We start from the raw sequence: 23,771 nt of genomic DNA, 5'->3' as shown, positions 1-23,771 counted from the left end.
AAAAGACTCTAAATCACTATGACATGCTGACAAGCGGTCCAACGGTGACTATTTCGTGACGGGTGGAGAAAAAAGGTCAGGGCTATGGCAGTGCGTGAAACCAGTGTGCGCGATACGGCGGGACTTGAGGCGCTGATCTCGCGGGCCGCTGCGCAGGGCAAGGGTCTGCCACCGGTCGACCGCTGGAATCCTGAGTTCTGCGGCGATCTCGATATGGAGATCAAGGCCGACGGCACTTGGTTCTATATGGGAACGCCGATCGGCAGACAGCCTCTCGTGCGCCTGTTTTCGACAGTCCTGCGCAAGGATGCCGACGGAAAGACCTATCTCGTCACCCCGGTGGAGAAGGTCGGGATCCGCGTCGAGGATGCGCCCTTCCTTGCGGTCGAGCTCAATGTATCCGGCGCCGGCGACGATCAGGTCATGACCTTCCGCACTAATGTCGGCGATGTGGCCGAGGCGGGCGCCGAAAACCCGCTTCGCTTTGTGGTCGATGCCGGGAATGGCGGGCTGAAGCCTTACTTGCTGGTGCGGGGCCGGCTCGAGGCATTGCTCGCCCGCGCCGTCATGTACGATCTCGTCAACCATGGCGAAGATATCGTTGTCGACGGCAAATCGATGTTCGCGGTTCGCTCCAGGGGCGTTGCCTTTCCGATCATGCCGTCGGGCCAACTCGAAATGCAAAGTCGATGACCTCAGCCGACCCGCTCGATGAGGGGTTTTCGGCCCGCGCGTTCGCGCGTCGCGTCGCGCTCAAGGGCAATGAGCGGCTCGACGATGACCACGGCGATCACCGGCTCAATCCGGGCCTCGATGCGCTGATTGCCGCAAAACCGCTGCGCGATGCAGCGGTGCTCGTCCCTATCGTTGACCGCGGCGATGAGGCAAGCGTCATTCTTACATTGCGCACGACCAGCCTGCGCAAGCACTCCGGCCAGGTGGCGTTTCCGGGAGGCGCCATCGATCCCGAAGACGATTACGAGCCGGAAAAGGCGGCGTTGCGCGAGGCGCATGAGGAAATCGGGCTCGAAGGACGGCATGTCGAACTGCTCGGCCGCCTGCCGCGCTATTTGACGACCACCGGATACTCGATCATTCCGGTTCTTGGCCTTGTCCACCCGCCTTTCGAAATCGCCGCCAACCCGGACGAAGTTGCCGATGTATTCGAGGTGCCGCTGTCGTTCCTGATGAACCCGGCCAATCATCGCCGCGAAAGCCGCATGTGGCAGGATCAGGAGCGGTTCTACTACACGATGCCGTTTGGCGATCGCTTCATTTGGGGCGTGACGGCTGGCATCATTCGTACTCTTTATGAAAGGCTCTATTCTTGAGCGCGATAAAGTCCATTTCCGGCAAGGCGCCGTGGCTTGCCAACGAGCAATTGCAAGTTCTGTTGGCAGCGCTTTCGGTCGGGGGCGAGAGCGCCCGCGTCGTTGGCGGTGCCGTGCGCAATACGCTGCTTGGGCAACCAGTAAGCGATATCGACATCGCGACGACCTGCCTGCCCGAGGAAACGTTGCGGCGCGCGGAAGATGCGGGGTTCAGGGCAGTCCCTACGGGCATAGCTCACGGGACAATCACAGTCGTCGCCAAGGGAAGTCCCTATGAGGTGACGACCTTGCGCGCCGATGTCGAAACCGACGGGCGTCACGCGGAAGTTGCGTTCGGCAAGGACTGGCAGGTCGATGCCGAACGCCGCGACTTCACGATCAACGCGCTTTATGTCGAGGCCGATGGCACAATCGTTGATCTTGTCGGCGGTCTTGCCGACATCGAGAGCCAGACCCTGCGCTTCATCGGTGATCCGGAACAGCGTATCCGCGAAGACTATTTGCGCATATTGCGCTTCTTCCGCTTCTTTGCGTGGTATGGGAAGGGCCGGCCCGAAACGGAGGGGCTGAAGGCCTGCGCGCGCCTCAAAGGCGGACTTTCGCGTCTTTCGGCCGAGCGTGTCTGGTCCGAACTGAAGAAGCTTCTCTCAGCGCCGGACCCGTCGCGCGCCCTCTTGTGGATGCGGCAGGCCGGTGTTCTGACGGCTGTGCTGCCGGAGACGGAAAAGTGGGGCATCGATGCCATCCACGGCCTCGTTCAGACCGAACAGGCACTCGGTTGGGAGGCCGACCCTCTGTTGCGCCTTGCCAGCATGGTGCCGCCGAACACGGAGCGGCTGGCGGAGCTTGCCGTTCGGCTCAAGCTCTCAAATCAGGAGCGCGACCGCCTGGCGGCTTTTGCCGCGACGGTGCCGCCACATCCCGAGATATCCGAGACCGGCTTTGCAAAGCGGCTCTATCGCAGCGACGTGCAGGGTATGCGGGATCGCTTGAGGCTCGCCCTTGCCTCCGCCCGTAACGACGCGGCGAGTGACGATGCGGCCATGTTCCGCGCCGGCAACCTGTCGCGGCTTCTGGATTACCTCAAGGATTATGAGCGGCCGAAATTTCCCTTATCCGGCGGCGACCTCGTCACGGCTGGCCTTTCGAAAGGACCTGATGTCGGCAAGGTGCAGCGCGCGCTCGAGGATGAGTGGATCGAGTCCGGCTTCAGCCTCGAGCGCGATGAACTGCTGGCAAGAATTCCCCACCATGCGGGAAAGGCCTGATCAGGCGGCTTTACCCTTTTCGGGCTGAATGTTTGCCTTGATCGTTTCGAGCATGGATTCGCGAATGACCGTTTCACCATGGGTCTCGCGCAAGTGCTCGCTTGCGCGGCGGATGATTTCAGCTTCGGTTTCGTGACGTGTATGCCACTGGCAACCGGGAACAATGCAATGAAGTTCTTTCATGGCTTTCTCTCCCTGTTGTGAGCCCGCAAACATATGCCTGACGCGCTCGATCAGGCGCGGACAATCAACCGCGCCAAGGAAGCATGATAACGCATCATTCCTGTATTTGATCCCTCAAATTTCCCGTTCATGGCCATTTGACCGCCGGCGGCATCGAAGAAAGGATCGAGTCCACGTTCCCGCCTGTCCTGAGTCCGAAGATCGTGCCGCGATCGTAGAGAAGGTTGAACTCGACGTAGCGGCCGCGACGCACCAGTTGTTCCTGGCGATCGGCGTCGGTCCAGTCCTTGTTGAAGTTCTGGCGCACCAGATAGGGATAGACCACCGAAAAAGCGCGGCCGACATCGCGGGTGAAGTTGAAGTCGGCGTCCCATCCGCCGATTTCGTCCGACGAATGCAGCCAGTCATAGAATATGCCGCCGGTACCACGCGGTTCCTTGCGATGTGGCAGGTAGAAATATTCGTCGCACCAGGCCTTGAACTTGTCATAGTCGGCAACGGCGGAATGCTTGTCGCACACGAACTTCATCGCCTTCTGGAAGGCGACCGTATCGGCGTCCTCCTGGGTCCGCTTGCGATCGAGCACCGGCGTCAGATCGGCGCCGCCGCCAAACCACTGGCGGGTCGTCACAACCATACGCGTATTCATGTGAACCGCCGGCACATAGGGGCTTTGCGGATGTGCGATCAGCGAAATGCCGGACGCCCAGAAGCGCGGGTCTTCATCGGCGCCGGGTATCTGCTTGCGGAATTCCGGCGAGAACTCGCCGTGAACCGTTGAAATGTGCACCCCGACCTTCTCGAACACGCGGCCATGCATGAGCGACATGATGCCGCCGCCGCCCTTGCCATCGTCACGTTGCCAGGGCGTCTGCTCGAAGCGACCCGCGGCGCGATCCGACAGAGGGCCTTCCAGTTCGTCCTCCAACTGTTCGAACAAGGAGCAGATCTTGTCACGAATCTCCGTAAACCAGGCTGTGGCTGCGGCTTTTTTGTCGTCGAGTGCATCGGGAAGAGCGGCGGGAATGTCAGGGCGGTCCATGGCAAAGAATCCTTTGTTTATGCGGACATATCACAACATCGAAAAGACAAAGGGAAGGGGCGTTTACTCAATCCGCCGATCTCCAAAAAATGACTCGTTTTCCGCAACAACACTGCATAAGTTTACAGTGTAAAGCGTTGAGTGAGGGCTCAAAGAATGGTCTCCAAAGCGCCCAGGTCGCAATTCCCCAAGCCACCGCTCGAGGGCTTGCGCAAGCAGCTCAAGGAAAGCCGCCGCGACGCCGGCCAGCAACGCGGCGCGTTCGTTCGCGAAAGCTTCCGCCTGCCGCGACTGGCAGCCCGTGAAAAAGCCCGCGAATGGTTCGAGCAATTCCCAAAAGCCGCCTATTGGACCGAGATCGAAAGCTGGCAAGAGCGGCCGGGTGATATCATCGAATTTACAATGCGCAGGTTGCCCAACGCGGATTAGCTTTTGGTAAGAGGAGCGCCAAAACTGTCGATTCAGCAATAAAATTGATGATATTTTTCAAGAAATTGATTGATATGGTCGAAAATTGCCGCGAGTTTGCAAGATTTTTCAATTTTTCGTCAGTAGGCGCCAAAATCCAAGCAATCGTTGCTGACAGCCATTTCCAAAGTCACTAGAACTCTGCCCAGCCCCGGACAGTCGTTCGGATGCACAAAAAATCCAAGGAGGAAACTATGCGCTTATCGTTGATCTCTGGCGTGGCGTTGGCTGCCGTCATGGCGATGACGTCGTTCGCCAAGGCCGATATCGTCGTCGGCATTATCGCGCCGGTCACCGGTCCTGTCGCCGCCTACGGCCTGCAGGTGAAGAATGGCGCCGAAAGCGCTGCCGAGGCCATCAATGCGGCGGGCGGCATCAAGGGCGAAAAGATCGTCACCAAGATCTTTGATGATGCGGGCGAACCCAAGCAGGGCGTGTCGGTCGCCAACCAGGTCGTCGGCGAAGGCATCAAGTTCATCGTCGGACCGGTAACGTCCGGCGTTGCCATGCCGGTATCGGACGTTCTTGCTGAAAACGGCATCATCATGGTCACGCCGACCGCGACAACGCCCGATCTGACCACACGCGGCCTCGAAACCGTGTTCCGCACCTGCGGCCGCGACGACCAGCAGGCCGATGTTGCCGGCAAGTACATGCTCGACAACTTCAAGGACAAGCGCATCGCCATCGTCTACGACAAGACGCCCTACGGTACCGGCATCGCCAATGGCCTTAAGTCGGTTCTCAACAAGGGCGGCGTCACAGAAGTCGTCTTCGAAGGCATCAATGCCGGCGAAAAGGACTACAGCGCTCTCATCACCCGCATCAAGTCGGAAAAGGCTGATGTGATCTACTTCGGCGGCTATCATGCCGAAGGTGGTCTGATTGCTCGCCAGTTGCATGATCAGGGCGTCAAGGCCCAGATCATCGGGCCGGACGGTCTTTCGAACACGGAATACTGGGCAATCGGCGGTGACGCTGCAGCCGGCACGCTGTTCACCAACAGCGCCGACCCCACGAAGAACCCAGCCGCCGCCAAGGTCGTCGAGGCTCTCCAGGCGAAGAACATCCCGGCGGAAGCCTTCACGCTGAATGCCTATGCGGCCATGCAGATCATCGCGGGCGGCATCGAGAAGGCAGGTTCGGTCGAGCCGACGGAAGTCGCAGCAAAGATCAAGTCGGGCGAGCCGCTTTCGACCGTCGTCGGCGACCTGACCTACTCGAGCACCGGCGATCTCACCACGCCGGCATTCGTCTTCTACAAGTGGGAAGGCGGCAAGGCCGAACAGATCAACTAATTCTGTCCGACTGAAAACCCAAGGTCCGCCGGTCAGAAATGGCCGGCGGATTCGCTTTTTTTTAAGCTTGAAATTGCCGCAGTGCCTCAGCTGCGGCGATGGCCGCGGACAGCGCAAGGTTGAGCGAGCGCGCGCCCTCGACCATCGGAATGATCAACCGCGCATCGGCGGCTTGATGGACTTCATCGGGAACGCCGGCGGATTCGCGTCCAAACAGCAGGATGTCGCCGGGTTCAAAGGCGAACTTCGTATAGGGCACCGCAGCTTTCGTCGAGAAGAGCAGCAGCCGCCGTTTTGCGGCAAGCCGCCACGCCTGAAAATCCGCCCAGCTGGCATGACGCGTCAACGCCGCCTGTTCGAGATAGTCCATGCCCGCACGCTTCAACGCCCGGTCGGAAAGGTCAAAACCTGCAGGCTCGATCACATCGACCGCGATCCCGAAACAGGCTGCCATACGCAGTATCGTTCCGGTATTGCCTGGAATGTCCGGCTGATAAAGGGCGATGCGAAGGTCCACTGATGCGTTGGTCAATACTTACGGCTCCATTGCGATGGCCTCTCGCCTTTTGCGTTCATAATCGCTATAGGAAGCAAACCGCAACGCTAACTTGGAGGTGTCGATGCCAAAATTGATGCGACTTCTTCCAAACTGGACGATGTCCGGTTGCCTTTGCGGTTGCGTGTCGGTTCTCCCTAATTAGAAATTCCGTCTTTCCGACAAGAGCCGCAAACCGCCGATCTTCGCGTTTGCAGGTGTTTTCCATGTTTGTCCCAAGCAGTATCCCAACGACCGGCTCGCGGTCCGCTACCGTGATCAGGACAGGTGTTTACGAGGTTGAAAATGTTTCGCTGGTTTGAAGAGAGGCTCGAACCATTTCCGCCAGCCGAGCCCAGTGAGCCGCCAAGATCGCTCGTGGCGTTCTGCCTGCATTATACGCGCGGCGTGTGGCCATTCATCGCCGTCATGGCCGTTTGCACAGCCCTGATCGCCGTGCTCGAAGTGTCGATGTTCGCCTTCATGGGCAATATCGTCGACTGGCTGTCGAACCACTCGCGCGAGACCTTCCTTTCCGAAGAGGGCTGGAAGCTGGCGCTGATTGCCGGCGTGATCCTCGTCGTCATGCCCGGCATCGTCTTGATCGATTCGCTCGTCATCCATCAAACGCTGCTTGGCAACTATCCGATGCGTATCCGCTGGATGGTGCATCGCTACCTGATCCGCCAGTCGATGACGTTTTTCCAGGACGAGTTTGCCGGGCGCGTCTCGACGAAGCTGATGCAGACCTCGCTCGCGGTGCGCGAAGCGGTGATGAAGCTGCTCGACGTTCTCAACTATGTCATCGTCTATTTCAGCGGCACCCTGATCATCGCGGCAGCGGCCGACCTTCGGCTGATGCTGCCATTCGTCGTCTGGCTCCTCGCCTATATCGGACTGTTGCGCTACTTCATTCCGAAAATCCGCATCATTTCGGAACGGCAGGCGGACGCCCGTTCGACCATGACCGGCCGGATCGTCGACAGCTATACGAATATCGCCACGGTCAAGCTCTTCTCGCACTCGAAGCGCGAAGAAAGCTACGCGCGCGAAGGAATGGAGGATTTTCTCGGCACCGTGCATCGCCAGATGCGCATGGTGACGAGCTTCCACTTCTGCCTCTATGCCATGAACTGTCTCCTGCTGTTTTCGGTGGGCGGCATCGCCATCTGGCTGTGGCTGGACTCGGCCATTTCCGTCGGCGCCGTTGCCGTCGGGATCGGATTGGTCCTGCGCCTCAACGGCATGTCGCAGTGGATCATGTGGGAAATGTCCGCCCTGTTCGAAAATATCGGAACGGTGGAAGACGGCATCACCTCGATTTCGCTGCCGCGCCTGGTGCCGGACGTTGCGAATGCGCCCGAGCTCGTCGTGAAATCGGGCGCGATCACTTTCGACGCCATTGGCTTTCACTACGGCAAAGGTGCGGGGATCATCGACAAGCTCTCGCTGGATATCCGGCCCGGCGAAAAGATCGGCGTCGTTGGCCGCTCGGGCGCCGGCAAGTCAACGCTCGTCAACCTGCTGCTGCGCTTTTACGACCTCGAGAGCGGGCGCATTTTGATCGATGGTCAGGACATTTCGAAAGTCTCCCAGGATTCGTTGCGGGCGAATATCGGCATGGTCACACAGGATACATCGCTGCTGCATCGGTCGGTGCGCGACAATGTGCTCTATGGCCGACCCGATGCATCGGATGAGTTGATGCGGCAGGCCGTGCGCAATGCACAGGCCGATGGCTTTATCGAGGAACTGACCGATCCCAAGGGCCGCCGGGGTTTCGAAGCTCATGTCGGCGAGCGCGGCGTCAAGCTTTCCGGTGGTCAGCGCCAGCGTGTCGCCATCGCTCGAGTCATGTTGAAGGACGCACCGATCCTGATCATGGACGAGGCGACCTCGGCGCTCGATTCCGAAGTCGAGGCAGCGATACAGGACAATCTTTATCGGCTCATGCAGGGAAAGACCGTCATTGCCATCGCCCATCGCCTTTCGACCATTGCGGCGCTTGACCGCCTTGTCGTGATGGACAAGGGCAAGATCGTCGAGAGCGGCAGCCACGACGAACTCATCGCCGCAAACGGGATCTATGCGGGGCTTTGGGCGCGCCAGTCCGGCGGGTTCCTCGGGCTCGACGATCAGGAAGCGGCGGAGTAGGGCTCAGTTCCTGTCCTCCCACCTGTGGGGAGGGTGGCTGCGCAGCAGCCGGGAGGTGACTTGCTTGACTTTGTCTAAGCCCGACTTCTGATCAAGCCCCCCACCCCGAACCTGCGGTTCGAACCTCCCCACAAGGGGGAGGGTGAGAAGCCAAGCCATGAAGAGTTTCCGGTAACCGAAGTTTAATTTGACGCATCGCGGGACTCAACCGATGGTGGCCCTTCGCCCATTGGTTTCATCATCGTGATGATTTTTCAACGCAATGCAGGTTGAATGACACGCCTTTACCGCCTGTTCGAGAGCTGGGTCGATCCCTATGCCAGTGCGCCGGCGGAACGGGTTCCGAACCAGTCGCTCGCCTTCATGTGGTTCTATGTCCGACAGGAGAAGTACGTTTTCCTGGCGATGCTCGTCTGCGGCGGGCTGATTGCCCTGTTCGAGGCCGGGCTCTTCTGGTTCGTCGGCAAGATCATCGACATCCTCGCCTCCACCGATCGCGTCGAAGGCTGGCAGGGTATTATCGACCGCCACGGTGTCGCGCTGCTTTTAATGCTGCTTGCTGTGTTTCTTGGGCGAACGCTCGTGCTTTCCCTTGCTGCCCTCGTCGAGGAGCAGGCGATCGTGCCGGGTTTCAACAATCTCGTCCGCTGGCAGGCTCACAGCGTCGTCTACCGGCAGAGCCTTGCATTTTTTCAGAACGATTTTTCCGGCCGCATCGTTACCAAGGTCTGGGCTGCCGGACAGGCGCTTGGCGATTTCATGGTGACGCTGCTGCAGGCAGTGTGGTTCAGCCTTGTATACTGTGCGACGACACTCTTTCTCATCGGCCGCCTCGATTGGCGGCTGGCTTCAGTCGTCGGCGTGTGGCTCGTCGTTTTCGGCTTCACCGCCCGCTATTTCCTGCCGCGCGTGCGCAAGGCGGCGCGCGATACGGCCGAAACGAGCTCGCTGGTCATGGGCCGGCTCGTCGATGGCTACAGCAATATCCAGACGCTAAAGCTGTTCGGCACCATACAACGCGACGATGCCTATATGCGCCGCGGCATGGATCGCTGGCTCGTCGCGATCATGTCGCTGACGCGGGGTCTGAGCGGCATTCGCATTTCGCTCGCCAGCACAAGCGGGGCGATGATCTGCGTCGTGGCGGCGCTTTCGATCGATCTTTGGCTGAAGGGGCGAGATTTCGTCCGGCGAGGTCGCCTTCACGCTGGGTCTTGTGCTGCGGCTCAGCATGCTCCTGACGCGCATGATGGCCAACCTCAATGGCTTGCTTCGCAACTACGGCACGATCCAGAATTCCATGGAACTCCTCGCGCGCCCCGTCAGCGTCGTCGACAAGCCCGGAGCCCAGCAGCTTACTGTGACGCAGGGCGCAATCACGTTCGAGAACGTCCGATTTCACTACGAGTCGGCACGGATCGTCATCGACGATTTTTCCCTGCATGTGCGGCCGGGCGAGAAGATCGGCCTTGTCGGCCGCTCAGGCGCCGGCAAGTCGACGCTCGTCAACCTGCTTTTGCGTTTCTTTGACGTCGAAAGTGGCCGCATTCTCATCGACGGCCAGGACATCGCCAATGTCACGCAGGATTCGCTGCGTGCCCATATCGGCATGGTCACGCAGGATACGTCGCTGCTGCATCGTTCGGTCCGCGACAACATCCTTTATGGCCGGCCCGACGCTTCCGACGACATGATGCGCGATGCGGTGATCAACGCCCAGGCGGAGGCATTCATAGATACCTTGACCGATCCCAAGGGCCGTCGCGGCCTTGATGCCCATGTCGGCGAGCGCGGCGTCAAGCTATCGGGCGGGCAGCGCCAGCGCATCGCCATCGCCCGCGTCATGCTCAAGGATGCGCCGATCCTCATCCTCGACGAAGCGACCTCGGCGCTCGATTCGGAAGTCGAGGCGGCGATACAGGAAAGCCTCTACCGGCTAATGGAAGGAAAGACCGTCATTGCGATCGCGCATCGCCTGTCGACCATCGCGGCTCTCGACCGCCTGATCGTCATGGATGAGGGCCGCATCGTCGAGAGCGGAACGCATGCCGAGCTTGTTGCTGCCAACGGGCTTTATGCCGGGCTCTGGGCGCGCCAGTCGGGCGGATTTATCGGGCAGGAATAAGCTGCCGGTTTATCCCTGCGACATCCTGCCCTTATGCCGCTGTCAGGCTGGACAAGCTCATGCGACATGCTTAGAAACCACGCGATATGTTGGGGATTCCGCGGGGCTCATCTTCTTGGGCCTGTCTTCTGTTATGCTGACTTCGTGGACTCTCCCGCTGCGTTGTTATTCGGAAAGGAACAGGCCCCGTGAGCGCACACGATAAGACCGAGCCGACACGGCGTGACTTCCTCTATATTGCGACAGGTATGGCCGGTGTGGTCGGCGCAGGGGCTTTTGCCTGGCCCTTCATCGACCAGATGAGACCGGACGCATCCACGCTGGCAGTCTCGTCCATTGAAGTTGATGTTTCGGCTGTTCAGCCGGGTATGTCCCTCACGGTCAAGTGGCGCGGCAAGCCGATCTTCATCCGCAACCGTACGCCCAAGGAAGTCGAGGAAGCCAAGGCTGTCGCGCTCGGCGATCTCAAGGACCCGATTGCGCGCAATGCCAACCTTCCAAGCGATGCCCAGGCCACCGATGCCGATCGTACCGCTTCGAAGGAAAAGGAAAACTGGCTGGTGATGGTTGGCGTGTGCACCCACCTCGGCTGCATTCCGCTCGGACAACAGGGTGATTTCGGCGGCTGGTTCTGCCCCTGCCACGGCTCGCACTACGATACGGCGGGACGCATCCGCAAGGGACCGGCGCCGGAAAACCTGGCGATCCCGCCACTTTCTTTCATTTCCGACACCGTCGTCAAGATCGGCTAAGGTTCCACGGGGAGACACGACATGAGCGGTGGACATTCATCCTACACGCCGAACAGCGGAATCGAAAAATGGTTTGATGCGCGACTGCCGTTGCCGCGTCTGCTATACGATTCATTCGTAGCCTATCCGGTTCCGCGCAATCTGAATTATGCCTACGCCTTCGGCGGCATCCTGGCGATCATGCTGGTGTCGCAGATCCTGACCGGCGTAGTGCTTGCCATGCATTATGCCGCCAGCACCGGCATTGCCTTCAATTCCGTCGAAAAGATCATGCGTGACGTGAATTCAGGCTGGCTCCTGCGCTACCTGCATTCCAACGGCGCCTCGATGTTCTTCCTCGCCGTCTACATCCACATTTTCCGCGGCCTTTATTACGGCTCGTACAAGGCGCCGCGCGAACTCCTTTGGATTCTCGGTGTAATCATCCTCCTCCTGATGATGGCGACGGCCTTCATGGGTTACGTGCTTCCGTGGGGCCAGATGTCCTTCTGGGGTGCGACGGTCATCACCGGCTTCTTCACCGCGTTCCCGATCATCGGCGATCCGATCCAGCAATTGCTGCTCGGTGGATTTGCCGTCGACAACCCGACGCTGAATCGCTTCTTCTCGCTGCACTACCTGCTGCCATTCATGATTGCCGGCGTCGTCGTCCTGCACGTCTGGGCGCTGCATGTGACCGGCCAGACCAACCCGACCGGCATCGAAGTGAAGTCGAAGACGGATACGGTCGCCTTCACGCCTTACGCCACCGTCAAGGACGCGTTCGGTCTGGTGCTGTTCCTGATCCTCTTCGCCTATTTTGTCTTCTACCTGCCGAACTTCATGGGCCATCCGGATAACTATATCCAGGCCGACTCGCTGAAGACCCCGGCTCACATCGTCCCCGAATGGTACTTCCTGCCCTTCTATGCGATGCTTCGTGCCATCACCTTCAACATCGGCCCGATCAACTCGAAGCTCGGCGGCGTCCTGACGATGTTCGGCTCGATCGCGATCCTCTTCCTCGTGCCCTGGCTCGATACGTCGAAGGTCCGCTCGGCCGTCTACCGGCCTTGGTACAAGCTGTTCTTCTGGATCTTCGTTGCCAACGCCATCATGCTCGGCTGGCTCGGATCGCGTCCTGCCGAAGGTCTCTACGTGGTCTTCTCGCAGCTCGGAACGGCCTATTATTTCGGCTTCTTCATCGTCCTCATGCCATTGCTTGGACTCGTTGAAACCCCGCGCCGACTCCCGAATTCGATCACCGAGGCGGTGCTTGCGAAAACCAAAGGTGGTGGCCGGCCGGTAGGCGTCACCGCGGCTCCGGAAACCAAAGGCTGAGAATCGTGAAGGGCTCAAGGAACTTTCCCATGAAAAAAATCCTCCTCGGTCTTGCAGCTGCCGGTCTCGGAACCATGCTGGCATTCGGAACGGTTGCGACCGCCGAAGAAGCGCATAACGCCGCCGAACCGACGCACTTCCCGATCAAGAAGCCGGAAGAGATGAACTGGACCTTTGCGGGTCCGTTCGGACGCTATGACAAGCAGCAGTTGCAGCGCGGCCTCAAGATCTACAAAGAGGTCTGCTCGGCCTGCCATTCGATGAACCTCGTGGCATTCCGTTCGCTGGCGGAACTCGGCTATAGCGATGCTCAGATCAAGGCATTTGCGGCCGAATACGAAGTGCCGGGCGAACCCAACGCCGATGGCGAGCCTACAACCCGCAAGGCTATTCCTGCCGATCATTTCCCGTCGCCTTACGCCAATCCGGAAGCGGCGGCAGCAGCCAATGGCGGCGCGGTGCCGCCGGACTTTTCGCTGATCGCCAAGGCGCGTGCGGTAGAGCGCGGCTTCCCGCGGTTCCTGATCGATATCTTCACGCAGTACCAGGAAGGCGGTCCGGACTACATCCACGCGCTTCTGACCGGCTTTAACGAAACGCCGCCGGAAGGCATGCAGATCCCTGAAGGCACGCACTACAACCCGTTCTTCATCGCCGCCAAGTCGCTGAAGATGGCGCAGCCTTTGCAGGACGGCCAGGTCACCTATGACGATGGATCGCCGCAGACACTCACGCAGTATTCGCAGGACGTTGCCGCGTTCCTGATGTGGGCGGCCGAGCCGCACCTTGAGGCGCGCAAAAAGACCGGCTTCCGCGTCATGCTGTTCCTGGTTCTCTTCGCAGGCCTCATCTATGTGGCGAAGCGGCGGATCTGGTCCGACGTCGAGCATTGACCGGATCGGTAGAATCAATTTGAGGGAAGGGCGCTTTGCGCCCTTTTCTTTTGAGGGCGGGGCTGCATAGATTGTCTGCCCGCTGACAGCGCGAAGGGAACGATCAGATGGATTCAAGCCTCAAGCAGACGCTGGTTGATGCCATCCGCAACATTCCGGACTATCCGAAGCCCGGCGTCATGTTTCGCGATATAACCACACTCCTTGGCAATGCCCGCGCCTTTCGCCGCGCCGTGGATGAACTGGTGCACCCCTATGCCGGTGGCAAGGTAGATCAGGTTGCAGGCATCGAGGCGCGCGGCTTCATCATCGGTGGCGCAATGGCGCATCAACTGTCATCGGGCTTCGTGCCGATCCGCAAGAAGGGCAAGCTGCCGCGCGATACCGTGCGGATTGCCTACAGCCTCGAATATGGTCTCGACGAGATGGAGATGCACCGCGACGCCATCGCGCCCGGCGACAAGGTCATCCTCGTCGACGATCTGATCGCGACGGGCGGGACCGCCGAGGCCGCGGTCAAGCTTTTGCAGCAAATGGGCGCCGATATCGTCGCCGCCTGCTTCATCATCGACCTGCCGGAACTTGGCGGCCGCAAGAAGCTCGAGGCACTCGGCGTCAACGTAAGGACGCTGGTCGCCTTCGACGGGCACTGAGCGGATTCTTTGTTTTACGCTTTTGTTGGCCTGCCGACCTTCAAGCCGGCAACGCAACAAGGGCGGTGCTGTCGAATGAAAGAACCTTGTCGCCATTCTGGTTATAGGCGGCGGAGGACATCTGCATCATCGACCAGCCGGGCCGCGACTTGAGCGGGCGCACGTCGTGCAAGGTCCGGGTAAAGCGGATCGTATCGTCTGCATAGACTGGCTTCAGCCATTTCAGGTTCTCAAAACCCGGTGAGGGGCCGAACTGCGGTGGCTGTTCGCCTCGTTGCAAGGCTTCTGCGATGATCCGCTTCATGTCCCCGACATTAAGGCGCATCCATATCGCCGTCGTATGCCAGCCCGAGGCACAAAGTCCGCCGAAATTGCTTTTCCTAGCCGCTTCGGGATCGACATGAAAACGTTGCGGATCGTATTTCGACGCAAAATCAATGATCTCGCTGGCGGTGAAGCGATGGGTGCCGAGATCGCGCTCCACGCCAATGAACTGTTCGATGCTCATGGTCGCACAGGCTCCCGTGTCGAGAACATCGCGGTATGTTCGAGCTCGCATACCAACGTGCCGTCCTGATTGAAGACATCGTGGTGCATCTTGACGAACCCGAGGGAAGGTTTCGACTTCGACAGGCGTTGTTCGAGGATCGTCGTTCGTCCTGTGAGCGTGTCGCCGGCGAGAACCGGATGCTTCCATTTAACGAAGTCGATCCCGGGTGCGCCCTGCGAGGTCGAATCGAGAAGATAGGCGTCGCATAGCATGCGCATAAACATCGAGACCGTGTGCCAGCCGGACGCCGCCAGTCCGCCGAGGATGCTGGCCTTGCCCGCGGCCTCGTTCAGATGAAAGGGCTGCGGATCGAACTGCCTGGCGAAATCGATGATTTCTTCCGTCGTCACCTGTTTGGAGCCGAGCGACCATTCACTGCCAACGATGAAATCTTCATAGGCGTAGGTGGGCGTGCGTTCAGCCATTTCATACAACCGTATCAGGTGTTGAACTTGAATAGCATGATATCGCCGTCCTGGACGATGTATTCCTTGCCCTCGTCGCGGGCCTTGCCAGCTTCCTTGGCTGCCGCTTCGCCGCCGAGGCCCACATAGTCTTGATAAGCGATGGTCTGGGCGCGAATGAAGCCCCGCTCGAAATCCGTATGGATGACACCCGCCGCCCTTGGCGCTTTCGAACCGCGCTCGACGGTCCAGGCGCGTGCCTCCTTCGGGCCTACGGTAAAGTAGGTGATGAGGTGCAGCAGTCGGTAGCCGGCGCGGATCAACCGATCGAGGCCGGGCTCGTCGAGGCTCATTGCCTCAAGATATTCGCGCGCTTCTTCATCGGGAAGCTGCGCGACTTCGGCCTCGATGGCGGCTGAGATCGTGACTGTCTCGGCGCCCTGTCCGGTCGCCATTTCCTCGACAGCTTCGGTATATTCATTGCCGGTTGCGGCATCGCCTTCGGCAACGTTGCAGACGTAAAGGACTGGCTTGGAGGTCAGGAGATTGAGGTCCTGAAGGATCGCGAGATCGTCGGGCGCAATGCCGTTCAGCATGAAGCGAACCGGCTGGCCGTCCTGGAGCAGCGAGAGGGCCTGTTCCATGATCGGAAGCACAGCGAGCGCTTCCTTGTCCTTGCTGCTCGCACGCTTGCGGAACTGGACGATGCGCCGTTCGAGGCTTTCGAGATCTGCGAGCATCAGTTCGGTCTCGACGGTCTCCGCGTCGGCGACGGGATCGATGCGGCCTTCGACATGGGTGATGTCGTCGTCCTCGAAGCAGCGCAGCACGTGCACCACTGCGTCCACTTCGCGAATATTCGCAAGGAACTGGTTGCCGAGGCCTTCACCCTTCGATGCGCCGCGCACGAGGCCGGCGATATCGACGAAGCTGATACGCGTCGGGACAATATTGGCTGACTTGCCGATCTTGGCGATGGTCTGCAGGCGCGGGTCGGGAACCGCTACTTCGCCCGTATTGGGTTCGATCGTACAGAACGGGTAGTTGGCGGCCTGCGCCGCCGCCGTCTTGGTCAGGGCATTGAAGAGCGTGGATTTGCCGACGTTAGGCAAGCCAACGATGCCGCATTTGAAACCCATAATGTGCGATCCTTATTCTTTCTTGCCGAAGAGCTTATTCAGCATGTCGGCCATGGGGCCGGATTTTGGAATGGTGACGGCAGGCTTTTGCTGGCGCGCCTGCCGGATATGGCTTTGTCCGGTACTTTTTGCAACCGGCTTTTCGGTTGTCGCAGGCTCGCTCCTGGCGTTGCCGCCGACGGCAAGCGCGACGCGGTTCATGAAACCGGAATCATCCTTGCGGACCAGCAGTCCGGCATTGGCGGCAATCACCTCGAGCAGGGGATCGAGCCATTCGCGATCCGCCTTGGCGAAATTACCGAGAACATGGTTGGAGACCATTTCCTTGACGCCTGGATGGTTGATACCGAGGCGGACGCGCTTGTAATCCTTGCCGCAATGGGCGTCGATCGATTTGATGCCATTATGGCCGCCCGAACCGCCGCCGATCTTGACGCGCACCTTGCCTGCGGCCAGATCGAGTTCGTCATAGATGACGATGAGATCGCCGATGCCGAGCTTATAAAAGCGCATGGCTTCGCCGACGGCCTGGCCTGAAAGGTTCATGAATGTCTGGGGCTTAATCAGGATGGTCTTTTCGCCGTCGATCATCCCGTCGGCAATCAGTGCCTGGAACTTGCGGGTCCAGGGAGAAAAACCATGGCGGCGATGTATTTCATCCGCCGCCATGAAACCGATATTGTGCCGGTTTGCAGCATATTGGGAGCCCGGATTGCCAAGACCTGCGATAAGCAGCACGCGCCTAGCTCCCAATAGTCGAAAGGACGATTACTCGCCTTCTTTTTCTGCAGTTTCAGTCGGTTCCGCTGCTTCGGTGGTCTCTTCGTCAGCGGTTGCATGGCCAGCGATCGTGGCGATCGTGAAATCGCGATCCTGAATGACCGGTGTCGCGCCCTTCGGGAGCGTCACAGCGGAAATGTGGATCGAGTCGCCGATCTGCGTGCCGGTGAGATCGATTTCGATTGCTTCCGGAATTGCATTGGCCGGAACATGCAGCTCGATATCGTGGCGAACGATGTTGAGAACGCCGCCGCGCTTGATGCCGGGCGAAGCTTCTTCGTTCAGGAAGTGGATCGGTACATGGACGTTGACGACCGACTTGGCCGATACGCGCAGGAAGTCGACATGGACCGGCTTGTCGCTGACCGGATCGAGCTGGTAATCCTTGGGCAGGACCTGGATCGACTTGCCATCCAGAAGGATGTTGGCAATCGTCGTTTTGAAGCCGCCGCCGTGAATCTTGTAATACAGCGTCTTGTAGTCGAGGGTGATCGAGATTGGCGCCTGCTTGTCACCATAGATGACTGCTGGCACTTTACCGTTGCGGCGAATGTCCCGGGCGGACCCCTTACCGACCCGTTCGCGCGCCTCGGCCTTGAGCTCGTATGCTTCGCTCATGGCATTTCCTTTCGAGGTTCAAATCTGGAGTGTTTTTCGAGACCACAAGGTGGATGCACAAAAAACATGAAGCGGTCCAATGCTCATCCGAGACCGGATGAATGACCGCCCCATTCCGCGTTGCCTCCAAGGGTGTCTACGCGGATGGCGGCTCTATAACGGAAACCCGGCGCCAGTGCAAGTTTGTTGCTGTCAACGCCTCGAATGTATAAGATTTGCGCATGAAAAGGAATTTGGTCATCGCCGAACTGGAGCGACATGCGGATGCGATAAAAAGCATCGGCGCGACCGGGCTTTACCTTTTTGGATCGACCGCGCGCGACGAAGCCGCAGACGATAGCGATATTGATCTGTTCGTGGATTACGATGCGTCGGGGCGGTTCTCGCTGATCGATCTCATCAGCATTAAACAATTAGTGGAAGCGGCAATGGATGCGCAAATCGACATAACGACGCGCGACAGCCTTCATCCCATGCTGAAGCATGAAATCGAGCAATCTTCTATTCGTATCTTCTGATGCCGCGCCGTCGCATAGAACCCGTCGTAGCGGAAATCATTGAAGCGATTGACGGGATCGAAATTTCGACACGGAATAAATCGCTCGCTGACTTCAAAGATTGGCTATTGCGGATGGGGGTTCAGCGTGCCCTTGAAATCATCTCTGAAGCCTCGCGCCACCTGCCGGATGAATTGCTGTTAATCGCCCCGGAAATTCCCTGGAAACAGATTCGCGGCATCGGCAACATTTTGCGTCATGAGTACCACAGGCTTGCCGATTCGATCGTCTGGTCCGTTGTGACGGATCATCTCCCGCAGCTTAGAATCGCAATGACCAAGATTCGAGCAAAACTGGACAGCACCGCCGAATAAACTGCCGTTAGTCGAACAGGCTGGAAACGGATTCTTCCGAGGCCGTGCGCGATACCGCCTCGCCGATCAGGTCGGAAATCGACAGGACGCGGATGTTGTGTGCAGATTCGATGGCTGGCGTCGGCTGAATGGAATCGGTGATGACGAGTTCCTTCAGCTTCGAACTCGCTATGCGAGCGACCGCGCCGCCTGAAAGAACACCGTGGGTGATATAGGCGGTGACGCTCGTTGCGCCCTTGGCGAGGAGGGCCTCGGCCGCATTGCACAGCGTGCCGCCGGAGTCGACGATATCGTCGAAAAGCAGGCAATCCTTGCCGCGCACGTCGCCGATGACGTTCATCACTTCGGATTCGCCCGGGCGGTCACGCCGCTTGTCGACGATTGCAAGCTGCGCATCGATGCGCTTTGCCAGCGAGCGGGCGCGCACAACGCCGCCGACATCGGGGGAGACGACCATGACGTTCGACGTGCCGTAATGGGCGCGCACATCGCGGGCGATGACCGGCACGGCATAGAGGTTGTCGGTCGGAATATCGAAGAACCCCTGGATCTGGCCGGCATGAAGATCGAGCGTAAGGACGCGATTGGCACCGGCCTCGGTGATCAGATTGGCAACGAGCTTTGCCGAGATCGGCGTGCGCGGACCCGGCTTGCGGTCCTGGCGGGCGTAACCGAAATAGGGAAGCACCGCGGTGATGCGCTTGGCCGAGGAACGGCGGAACGCATCGATCATGATGAGCAGTTCCATCAGGTGGTCGTTGGCGGGAAACGAGGTGGACTGCATGACGAAGACATCTTCGCCGCGGACATTCTCCTGGATCTCGACAAATATCTCCTGGTCGGCAAAGCGGCGAACGCTGGCTTTTCCAAGCGGAATATTCAGATATTTGGCGACAGATTCAGCGAGAACACGATTGGAATTGCCCGCGAACAGTTTCATGCCGATTTTTCCCCACGTCTTTTCAGAGCGTCAGCCAATTAAAGGATATGGCGGGCCTTTTACTGTGCTTCCCGCACAATGCAAGCATGCAGCAAGAAATCCAACTCTATTCCGCGGCATTATCCGGCAAAACGCGTAAATATGTCACGTCTTGGCGCCGGAAACCCAGGCGAGATAACCCTGTATCGCCTTGTCGGCGATGCCTTCCATGGTCTTGGCTGGTACCGTGCTCCAGGGATCGGCGCCGCCACCCGGCACTTTTTCCTGGCCCTGGATGCGGTGCAGCCGGGTGCCAGCCGGATCGAGTACGTCCCATACATAGATGATCGTCGTCTGGTTGCCGTCGGGCAGGGCCGAGAAATAACCCTTCATGATGTGCGTGTTGTCGGTATCGGCAGCGGTGCCGAGGACAATACCTTTTTCCTTGGCAAGAGCCGAAAGACGCTGCGACAGCGGCGTTGCGGCAGCGATTGGCGCGCCGACAATAGGGGCAAAGCGAAGCTTGGCGGTGCGCGCGGCGCCTGGCGCATTGGCGGTGGTGCTCGGTGCGGCCCCGGCAGCAGCTGGTACGGGTGCACCGGCAGTCGTCTGCGCCGCTGTGGCGGTCGTTTGGGCTGTACCAGGCGTTGCCGGTGTGGTCGCGCTGCCCTGTGCCGCTGGCAGGTCGGCCTTGCTGACGCCCATTGGCGATTCCGAACTGTTGCAGGCGGCGAGCGCGAGTGTTGCAAGCAATGCGACCGCGCATGTCAGTGAGTTACGAGACCACATCTTCAGTCAAACCCCGTCATGAGCCACCTTATCAAAATAGAAGCAGAAGAGAGTTTTATTTTACGATCAAGTCAACCCGGCTATTGACTATGCTTCGCTTTTTGTCGCGTCGGGCGCACCTTTTTAGGCAATTCCGTGGAGACGTCGTCACCCTTGCGCGCTTCACGCGCTTGCGAGCTGCCGGACTGCTCCAACCCCGACGAAGCTTGAGAACATTTGCAACGAGCTATCAGTTCGGCTGGGAGTGGAACCTAAATCCTTTGCGGCTGTTGAGAAACAACCAGCAACAGCCGGGGAGAAACCCAAATGTCAGATGACAAATTCAAGCAGGACAATCGAGACCGCGCCACAGTATCGGCAAGCGAGGACTATGAGGTGAACGACCTCATGACGAAACATGACATCAGCAGGGACCGGGCCCTTGAGCTGATCAAGAAGCACGGCGGCAGTCGCAAGAAGATCGAGAGCGAACTTGGAGGCCGCTGACCCATGGCCGCCTATGATCTATTGTGGACGACACTTCCAGTCTTGATCGCCGCCCTTCTCTCCTCCATTCCCGAGATCGGCCCACCCAAAAGTGGTCATCGTCATCTTGCCATTGAAGGACGCTAGAATGGAGTATCTGTGGTTTGCGGTGGTGTTTGGCGGCCCGATCGTCCTCGGCGCAATCCTTGCCTTTGGCCTGATGAAGCGCCGGCGCCTTACCGAGCGAGAAAAGCAGGCCTCAAAAGAAGCAACCAGGAAGCTTTATCGCTCGGACGATTAGCAGTTTTTTTGCACCGAAAATCTTGACAGCGTTTCCGGCCAATACCAAATTTTTAGCGGTCGGTTGCACGTCAGTGGACCGACGTCAGGGAGCGCCAAGCTTCTTGGCGCGCCTCATTTCTATGTTGCTCAAAGGAGGACCTAGCTATGAGAAGCAACGTCGATTTTTCCCCGTTCTACCGGTCGAGCGTCGGCTTTGACCGAATTTTCAATCTGCTCGAAAACTCTACCCAACCGCAAGGCTCGGACAGATGGCCCCCGTATGACATCGTCAAGCTCGGGGAGGACAAGTATCGCATCGTGATTGCCGTGGCCGGCTTCAGGCAAGATGACCTTGCCATCACCCATGAGCCAAATTTGCTGGTGGTCAAGGGTGACAAGTCCGTTGATGAAGAGCTGCAGTATCTTCACCACGGTCTGGCGCTAAGGCCATTCGCCCACCGCTTCGAGCTCGCGGACCATGTAAGCGTTACCGATGCGCGTGTCGACAATGGCCTGCTGATCATCGATCTCAAAAAGGAGATCCCCGAGGAAATGAAGCCGCGTCGGATCGCGATCAGCGGATCCGCCAATACGATAGCCGGCGATAGTTCCAACCGGGTCAGCGATAATCGGGCTGCCTAGGAGTGGCTGCCTCCACCTCATCAACTGGGTGAGGTGGAGCGCCGTTATCTTTGTGAAGGGTGACAGCCATGCAAGCTATTACATCAGGACCAAAACAGCAGCGGACAGCCCCTCCGGAACTGTTGCGAAAGATAAAATCCCAAACGTCGGAAACCGTCCAGGCCACCCAGACACTTGCCGACATTTTACGAAAAGCCAAGGGTGGGTATATGAGGCACCGGTTCAAAACCAACAAGCCTTGACCGATGCATTTATTGGCGAGTCCCTGAGTTGGGACTCGCCGCTTGGTTGCGGCAGGCCGGATTTGCAGGGATCTCTAGTTTGTAATCGCAACCATCGCTACTTTACGATCAAATCAAGAGGTTGGCGCGACAGGGTTTCGGCCGCGCCGTTGGTCGTAAGATAGGTCCGGCCCAGCGTCATCGCCGTATTCGAGTCGGAGTCGAATATGATCATGTGCCCGAACAGCGTCATGTCCGGCTGGATACGCTCTGAGTTTCCCGGATAGAACATCGGCATGTCCATCCAGGACGGGGTAAAGCGCGCGCCAACCGAATAGCCGCAAGCATTCAAGCGATGGCGGGTCAGTTCATGGGCTTCCATGACCTTGGCGTGGGCCTCGAAGACGTCGCCAAAGGTCGAGGCGGGGGTCATGGCCGCCTCGACTGCAAGCAGGGCCTCCTGCGCCGCATCGAAGAGTTCCTGATGACGTTTCGAAGCCTTGCCGGTAAGGACCGTCCGCATCATCGGTGCGTGGTAGTGGCGGTAGACACCAGACCATTCAAGCGTCAGCTGGTCGTTCTTGGTCAGCTTGCGGCGGCCGGACTTGTAGCGGCACAGAAGCGCATCGTCGCCCGAACCGATGATGAATTCATTGGCCGGGTAGTCACCGCCGCCCGCAAAGATCGTCGATTGCATGGCCGCAAGAATGGCGCCTTCATCCGCGCCTGCCTTGATCAGTTTCAACGCCGCATCGAGGGCGTCGTCGCTGAGTTCGGCGGCCTTGCGGGCGTAGACGATTTCCGCCGGGCTTTTGAGCGCACGAAGTTTGTCGACGATGCCGGAAATGTCGACCAGTTGCCCGAAAGCCGTCAACTGCTCGTCGAGACGTCGGCCGTCAGCGGCCGTCAGCCCGTGGGTCTGGTATTCGATGCCGATGCGGCGGCCGAGAAGATCGAGATCATTCAATATTTCGCGCAAGTCTGCCGCGGGATTGGCATTCTCGCGATCCGCCCAGACCACGACGTTTTCGATGTTCGAGGTCTGGCGCGCTTGCCGCAGATCAGCGGACCGGGTCATAAGCACGTGGCTGCCGTCGGCCTTCATCACAAGGCACTGGAAAAAGCAGAAGCCGAATGTGTCGTAGCCGGTCAGCCAATACATGCTCTCCTGTGCAAACAGCAGGACCGCATCGAGCTTCTGCTCGGCCATCACGATCATCAGGCGATCGCGGCGCGCAGCAAATTCTTCCGGTTCGAAATGAAGGGCCATACTGTTACTCCGTAATGGTGATCGCCGAGATCTGCCGACCGTAGTCTGGTTCCTTGCGATGCGTCGTCCGGCGATAGGAGAAGAACTGATCCTCGTCGGCATAGGTGCATTGGCGAAGGGCCGACGCATTCACGCCGGCCTTTTCGAGCCGGCCGACGATGAAACCCCAAAGGTCGAACATCTTGTGGCCATTGTTGTGCGACGGACGGAAAAAATCCTTGTAGGAAGCGTCCCGCTCGACGAACTGGTCGTAGAATTCGCTGCCGACTTCATAATTGTCGGGGCCAATCGTTGGGCCGAGGACAGCCTGAATGCGATCGCGTTTTGCACCGAGCGCGATCATCGCATCAACGGTATTTTCGAGGACGCCCCCTAGCGCCCCGCGCCAGCCGGCGTGGGCGGCGCCGACCACCTTCTTGTCCTTGTCGGCAAAAAGTATCGGACCGCAATCGGCCGAGAGCGAGCCGATGACGATGCCTGGCGTTGCCGTCACCATGGCATCGGCGTTCGGCCGCGTTCCGACAAAGGGACGGTTCACCGTGATGACGTCCGGCGAGTGCACCTGATGCACCGTGACGAGGTGTGTCAGCGGGGCACCAAGCGTTTCGGCGACGCGCCTGCGGTTTTCGCGGACGCGCTCCTGATTGTCCTTGGAGCCGCTCCCGACATTGAGGCCGCGATAAATGCCGTCCGACACCCCGCCCTTGCGGGTGAAAAATCCATGGGCGATTCGGTCTTCTTCGGGGGATCCGAGCAGGGCTGAGCGCAACGGTGCCGGTTTTTCGGAGTTGATCATGCT

General features: G+C 59.0%; 27 protein-coding genes and 1 pseudogene. 16 read left to right on the top strand and 12 right to left on the bottom strand.

Features of this window, described 5'->3' with window-relative positions:
• Positions 1-84: 84 nt before the first annotated feature.
• From HQ945_RS12150 to HQ945_RS12140, 3 genes are read left to right on the top strand one after another with little or no spacing between them, the layout of a single operon-like run.
• Entirely contained in the window at positions 85-693 is a 609-nt protein-coding gene (locus HQ945_RS12150; protein ID WP_113280809.1) for a DUF1285 domain-containing protein, read from the top strand.
• A complete protein-coding gene (locus HQ945_RS12145; protein WP_113280808.1) occupies positions 690-1,331 on the top strand; it encodes a CoA pyrophosphatase in 642 nt (213 codons plus the stop codon). The genes HQ945_RS12150 and HQ945_RS12145 overlap by 4 nt, the downstream gene beginning before the upstream one ends.
• Positions 1,328-2,599: a CCA tRNA nucleotidyltransferase gene (locus HQ945_RS12140; RefSeq protein WP_113280807.1), complete on the top strand. Its 1,272-nt coding sequence runs from the start codon at positions 1,328-1,330 to the stop codon at positions 2,597-2,599. Before HQ945_RS12145 ends, HQ945_RS12140 begins: the two co-directional genes overlap by 4 nt.
• On the opposite strand, the gene HQ945_RS12135 is transcribed toward HQ945_RS12140, so the two are convergent.
• Together HQ945_RS12135 and hemF are read right to left on the bottom strand one after the other, a co-directional pair.
• Positions 2,600-2,782, bottom strand: a complete 183-nt coding sequence (locus tag HQ945_RS12135) for a DUF1059 domain-containing protein (protein WP_027233447.1) — start codon at positions 2,780-2,782, stop codon at positions 2,600-2,602. It lies immediately after the preceding gene.
• Positions 2,783-2,909: 127 nt separating this feature from the next.
• Entirely contained in the window at positions 2,910-3,824 is a 915-nt protein-coding gene (gene hemF, locus HQ945_RS12130; protein WP_113280806.1) for an oxygen-dependent coproporphyrinogen oxidase, read from the bottom strand.
• A gap of 156 nt (positions 3,825-3,980) precedes the next feature.
• Here hemF and HQ945_RS12125 point away from each other — a divergent pair, with 156 nt between their 5' ends.
• On the top strand, positions 3,981-4,253 hold the full coding sequence (locus HQ945_RS12125) for a hypothetical protein (protein ID WP_027233445.1): 273 nt from the start codon (positions 3,981-3,983) through the stop codon (positions 4,251-4,253).
• A 233-nt stretch (positions 4,254-4,486) separates the two neighbouring features.
• Positions 4,487-5,590 carry an ABC transporter substrate-binding protein gene (locus HQ945_RS12120; RefSeq protein WP_027233444.1) on the top strand — a complete coding sequence of 368 codons (1,104 nt, stop codon included), beginning with the start codon at positions 4,487-4,489 and terminating at the stop codon, positions 5,588-5,590.
• A gap of 61 nt (positions 5,591-5,651) precedes the next feature.
• Here HQ945_RS12120 and HQ945_RS12115 read toward each other — a convergent pair whose 3' ends face one another.
• Positions 5,652-6,107: a tRNA (cytidine(34)-2'-O)-methyltransferase gene (locus HQ945_RS12115; RefSeq protein WP_027233443.1), complete on the bottom strand. Its 456-nt coding sequence runs from the start codon at positions 6,105-6,107 to the stop codon at positions 5,652-5,654.
• A gap of 324 nt (positions 6,108-6,431) precedes the next feature.
• On the opposite strand from HQ945_RS12115, the gene HQ945_RS12110 reads away from it, so the two are divergent.
• The 6 genes and pseudogenes from HQ945_RS12110 (at position 6,432) to HQ945_RS12085 (ending at position 14,022) form a co-directional block, all read left to right on the top strand.
• Positions 6,432-8,279, top strand: coding sequence for an ABC transporter ATP-binding protein (locus HQ945_RS12110; RefSeq protein WP_113280805.1), 1,848 nt, complete (start codon positions 6,432-6,434; stop codon positions 8,277-8,279).
• A gap of 273 nt (positions 8,280-8,552) precedes the next feature.
• A pseudogene (locus tag HQ945_RS12105) lies at positions 8,553-10,404 on the top strand (ABC transporter ATP-binding protein).
• A 188-nt stretch (positions 10,405-10,592) separates the two neighbouring features.
• Positions 10,593-11,156, top strand: a complete 564-nt coding sequence (gene petA / locus HQ945_RS12100; RefSeq protein WP_113280803.1) for a ubiquinol-cytochrome c reductase iron-sulfur subunit — start codon at positions 10,593-10,595, stop codon at positions 11,154-11,156.
• Positions 11,157-11,177: 21 nt separating this feature from the next.
• Positions 11,178-12,476 carry a cytochrome b gene (locus HQ945_RS12095; protein ID WP_091923840.1) on the top strand — a complete coding sequence of 433 codons (1,299 nt, stop codon included), beginning with the start codon at positions 11,178-11,180 and terminating at the stop codon, positions 12,474-12,476.
• A 29-nt stretch (positions 12,477-12,505) separates the two neighbouring features.
• Positions 12,506-13,369: a cytochrome c1 gene (locus HQ945_RS12090; RefSeq protein ID WP_027233438.1), complete on the top strand. Its 864-nt coding sequence runs from the start codon at positions 12,506-12,508 to the stop codon at positions 13,367-13,369.
• Between the two features lie 107 nt (positions 13,370-13,476).
• A complete protein-coding gene (locus HQ945_RS12085) occupies positions 13,477-14,022 on the top strand; it encodes an adenine phosphoribosyltransferase (RefSeq protein WP_027233437.1) in 546 nt (181 codons plus the stop codon).
• Between the two features lie 40 nt (positions 14,023-14,062).
• Here HQ945_RS12085 and HQ945_RS12080 read toward each other — a convergent pair whose 3' ends face one another.
• The 5 genes from HQ945_RS12080 to HQ945_RS12060 are packed head-to-tail and all read right to left on the bottom strand — an operon-like array spanning position 14,063 to position 17,513.
• On the bottom strand, positions 14,063-14,530 hold the full coding sequence (locus tag HQ945_RS12080) for a MaoC family dehydratase (protein WP_174208116.1): 468 nt from the start codon (positions 14,528-14,530) through the stop codon (positions 14,063-14,065).
• Positions 14,527-14,997, bottom strand: a complete 471-nt coding sequence (locus tag HQ945_RS12075; RefSeq protein ID WP_174208115.1) for a MaoC family dehydratase — start codon at positions 14,995-14,997, stop codon at positions 14,527-14,529. Before HQ945_RS12075 ends, HQ945_RS12080 begins: the two co-directional genes overlap by 4 nt.
• Before the next feature lie 14 nt (positions 14,998-15,011).
• Positions 15,012-16,115 carry a redox-regulated ATPase YchF gene (ychF, locus tag HQ945_RS12070; RefSeq protein ID WP_027233434.1) on the bottom strand — a complete coding sequence of 368 codons (1,104 nt, stop codon included), beginning with the start codon at positions 16,113-16,115 and terminating at the stop codon, positions 15,012-15,014.
• Between the two features lie 12 nt (positions 16,116-16,127).
• Complete coding sequence (gene pth / locus HQ945_RS12065) at positions 16,128-16,853, bottom strand: aminoacyl-tRNA hydrolase (protein ID WP_174208114.1); 726 nt, start codon at positions 16,851-16,853, stop codon at positions 16,128-16,130.
• Between the two features lie 30 nt (positions 16,854-16,883).
• On the bottom strand, positions 16,884-17,513 hold the full coding sequence (locus HQ945_RS12060; RefSeq protein ID WP_091923833.1) for a 50S ribosomal protein L25/general stress protein Ctc: 630 nt from the start codon (positions 17,511-17,513) through the stop codon (positions 16,884-16,886).
• A 233-nt stretch (positions 17,514-17,746) separates the two neighbouring features.
• On the opposite strand from HQ945_RS12060, the gene HQ945_RS12055 reads away from it, so the two are divergent.
• Both HQ945_RS12055 and HQ945_RS12050 read left to right on the top strand, forming a co-directional pair.
• Positions 17,747-18,031, top strand: a complete 285-nt coding sequence (locus tag HQ945_RS12055; protein WP_425500646.1) for a nucleotidyltransferase family protein — start codon at positions 17,747-17,749, stop codon at positions 18,029-18,031.
• Positions 18,031-18,384, top strand: coding sequence for a HepT-like ribonuclease domain-containing protein (locus tag HQ945_RS12050; RefSeq protein WP_174208113.1), 354 nt, complete (start codon positions 18,031-18,033; stop codon positions 18,382-18,384). Before HQ945_RS12055 ends, HQ945_RS12050 begins: the two co-directional genes overlap by 1 nt.
• A gap of 7 nt (positions 18,385-18,391) precedes the next feature.
• On the opposite strand, the gene HQ945_RS12045 is transcribed toward HQ945_RS12050, so the two are convergent.
• Positions 18,392-19,324 carry a ribose-phosphate pyrophosphokinase gene (locus HQ945_RS12045; protein ID WP_027233431.1) on the bottom strand — a complete coding sequence of 311 codons (933 nt, stop codon included), beginning with the start codon at positions 19,322-19,324 and terminating at the stop codon, positions 18,392-18,394.
• A 144-nt stretch (positions 19,325-19,468) separates the two neighbouring features.
• Complete coding sequence (locus HQ945_RS12040) at positions 19,469-20,008, bottom strand: hypothetical protein (protein WP_246272648.1); 540 nt, start codon at positions 20,006-20,008, stop codon at positions 19,469-19,471.
• A 390-nt stretch (positions 20,009-20,398) separates the two neighbouring features.
• Between HQ945_RS12040 and HQ945_RS12035 the strand changes: the two genes are divergently transcribed.
• From HQ945_RS12035 to HQ945_RS12025, 3 genes are all read left to right on the top strand, one after another.
• Complete coding sequence (locus tag HQ945_RS12035) at positions 20,399-20,578, top strand: DUF3606 domain-containing protein (RefSeq protein WP_113280798.1); 180 nt, start codon at positions 20,399-20,401, stop codon at positions 20,576-20,578.
• Positions 20,579-20,705: 127 nt separating this feature from the next.
• Positions 20,706-20,858, top strand: a complete 153-nt coding sequence (locus HQ945_RS12030; protein ID WP_174208111.1) for a hypothetical protein — start codon at positions 20,706-20,708, stop codon at positions 20,856-20,858.
• 146 nt (positions 20,859-21,004) lie between these two features.
• A complete protein-coding gene (locus HQ945_RS12025; RefSeq protein ID WP_113280796.1) occupies positions 21,005-21,481 on the top strand; it encodes an Hsp20 family protein in 477 nt (158 codons plus the stop codon).
• Between the two features lie 339 nt (positions 21,482-21,820).
• Here the strand turns inward: HQ945_RS12025 and HQ945_RS12020 are convergent, their stop codons facing one another.
• Together HQ945_RS12020 and pgeF are read right to left on the bottom strand one after the other, a co-directional pair.
• Positions 21,821-22,972, bottom strand: coding sequence for a M24 family metallopeptidase (locus tag HQ945_RS12020; protein ID WP_091923829.1), 1,152 nt, complete (start codon positions 22,970-22,972; stop codon positions 21,821-21,823).
• Positions 22,973-22,976: 4 nt separating this feature from the next.
• On the bottom strand, positions 22,977-23,768 hold the full coding sequence (pgeF, locus tag HQ945_RS12015) for a peptidoglycan editing factor PgeF (RefSeq protein ID WP_113280795.1): 792 nt from the start codon (positions 23,766-23,768) through the stop codon (positions 22,977-22,979).
• Between the last annotated feature and the right edge of the window lie 3 nt (positions 23,769-23,771).

The sequence above is a fragment of the Phyllobacterium pellucidum genome, assembly GCF_013327855.1.
GTDB lineage: Bacteria > Pseudomonadota > Alphaproteobacteria > Rhizobiales > Rhizobiaceae > Phyllobacterium > Phyllobacterium pellucidum.
Note: the sequence above shows the minus strand (reverse complement) of the source record. Positions and strands in the feature narration are given on the sequence as shown.